Annotated in this window: 2 protein-coding genes and 1 pseudogene; all 3 read left to right on the top strand. The window is 42.5% G+C overall.

Going from position 1 to position 2454, the window contains the following annotated elements; translation table 11 throughout:
- Positions 1-564: pseudogene (locus H6G26_RS40890) on the top strand (hypothetical protein); the annotation flags it as partial.
- Complete coding sequence (locus H6G26_RS40885) at positions 546-686, top strand: hypothetical protein (protein WP_190737772.1); 141 nt, start codon at positions 546-548, stop codon at positions 684-686. The pseudogene H6G26_RS40890 and the gene H6G26_RS40885, both read left to right, overlap by 19 nt.
- Before the next feature lie 793 nt (positions 687-1479).
- Entirely contained in the window at positions 1480-2133 is a 654-nt protein-coding gene (locus H6G26_RS40880) for a PAP/fibrillin family protein (RefSeq protein WP_347242611.1), read from the top strand.
- Positions 2134-2454: the final 321 nt, after the last annotated feature.

Below are 2454 nucleotides of genomic sequence, written 5' to 3'. Positions count from 1 at the left end.
ACCAATGGTCAGCAAATTCCAATGCCGACCAACGAACGACAACTGCGGTTTTTGGCAAAAGCTGAGTTGGAACCGGCTGTACAAGCGAATGTATGGCAACAGGCAGTAAAGCAAGCGGGCAATAAGATTCCATCTGGTCGGATAGTGAAAGATGTTGTGGATAGGATACGCGAAAGCACGAAAGTACCCAATCCTTACCATATTGGTGAAATATGCATTCTTCTGCCCAAAGATAACCCAGACTTGAGAGGTAAAGCGGGTTATTGGGGAGTAGTTAGCCATGCTGGAGAATACAGTTGTACAGTCCAGACCTGGGACGGTGACTACACCGTAAAAATCGAACAGATGAAATCACTGAAATTACTTGATGAAGATTGCTTTTTTATGCAGCAGTTGTGTGCGAGGTTACGGCAGTTGCATCAAGTGGCCAGCCGTGACTCTTCTGTGGATTGGCTGTTGCAGGGGTTGGGTAAGCAAGCTAAACCTTATCTGTCATCCTTGCAGGCAAAGCTGCTGGCGGCTGTTGAAAGGGAGTACAACCTTGTATGGAGACAGCCAAAGTAAACTTGATTGTTAATGCAACAATTCAAAAACTACCTCATTGTATGAAAGCGGTAAGCGAACGCGAACTGCGTCTGGTAGAGAAGACGTTGCCGGAATGGCTTATCGCTTCAATGAAAGAATAGAACTCAACACTTGTTGCAATTGATGAGGTTAAATTTAAAAAGCCCCGATAAAAGTTCAGGGCTTTGCTTTATATGGGGTTTATTAAATGCCAGCCGAAAATTTGTGCCAGCGCTTTTCTATAGAAATAATCATCCCGGAATCGCTTGCTTAAAGATAGCGGAGAACTACCCATTTTTTACCTGTTTTACCTGGGTAGTAATTTAATAAAGTCAAAAGAATTGCATATATCTCGACTCTGCGATGGCGTACCCGCCATGAACCGGTGGCGTTCGTCGAACGCGAGTGTGTCTCGTAGATAAGACGTGCCGAAGGCATTGCCTCTCGTTCACGAAGTGTCTCCGATAGGCGAAGAGAAGGTATCGCTTGCAGGTAAAATTCCGCTGCGGGATGGTATTTGGTTAAAGCAGGGCAGATATGAGTAGAGAATGAGGAGTGTCCTTTTATAGCCGCCTAATACGGACACTACCAGCGAGAGTAAATGAGGCTATAGCACGCTTGTAAAGGGAAAATCGTTGAGGCAGCTCTTGTGCAGAGGAGCTTTTGAGCAGGGGAAAAAGAAGAAATTTTAGGCATAGGAACAGATATTTAGAAATTCCCCTCTGCACAAGAGCACTCCTGCCCCTGGAGCATCCTTACGCCGCTTACCCTTCAGCTTAACAAGCGTGCCATTCGGCTCTAAACACTTAGATGAGGTTGTAGAAGTTCACACAAGTAAGGTAAAACGTCGTTTTTACAGTATAAAAAAGACGTACTGTGATAGAATCTACGGTTAATAGCAAAGAGTGATATCTTGTGCCGTTTTCACGAGCTAAAAAGGTTTTTTTAGACCAAATTATGGTTAGCGAATTGGTAAATCTCAAACAAGAACTGATTTCTATTTCAGAAGCTAGTGACATTGGGTTTAACTATACTCCAACAGCCGCATTGCAAATCGAGACATTAGCGCGATCGCTTGAGGCTGTAAATCCTACTACTGAACCAACAAACCATCTTGAGTTGGTTCAAGGGCGCTGGCGGCTCTTGTACAGTACATTTGGCTTAGAACAAGAAACTACTCTACAACGTGTTTCTTTTGGTAAACTCCCGAATGTGGCTATCAGCGTTACTGGGATCTTTCAAGAAGTTTATACAGCTGGTCAGCAATACAATAACCTAATTGAATTTACTCTATTGTCTGGTATTTTAGGTATTACTATAGTTGAAGGGCGTTACACAGTAGAAGATTCTAAACGTCTCAATATTGATTTTGTAGAAACATCCGTTAAAAGTGTAAGCAATGATTTGACCGACTCTAGTTTTCGTAAAGCTTTAGGAGTCGATAATCAGTCGCCTTTGGAATCAACACTCTCCTTTAATGGCTGGACAGATATTACCTATTTAGACGAAAATTTTCGCCTCATGCGTGGGAATCAAAAAAATTTGTATGTGTTGCTACGATCCGAGTAAAAAGATCAGAGTCTCCTTACTTGTAAATAAAGCCAAAACTATTGCCTAGACTATATTTGTCTCACTAAATCATTAAAAGGTTGCCAATTATCCTCTTGGGCGATCGCCTGGAAGCACAATGGAAGTAACACCCAAAATTGTATGTGACTTCAGGTAGAATTTGCCCAAGACAGAAGTAAAAGTTGTCCGCCTCGTCACTTGACACGATCTGTATCTTTGAATATCATTCAACTATATGGTTGAATCAAATGTAGCCCTTGATAAAATTTTTGCTGCTCTGGCTGATGTGACGCGGCGAGACATTCTGAAGCGGGTATCAAC

This window comes from Nostoc sp. FACHB-888 (assembly GCF_014696655.1).
Taxonomy (GTDB): Bacteria; Cyanobacteriota; Cyanobacteriia; order Cyanobacteriales; family Nostocaceae; genus Nostoc.
This window is presented reverse-complemented; position numbering and strand designations above follow the sequence as displayed.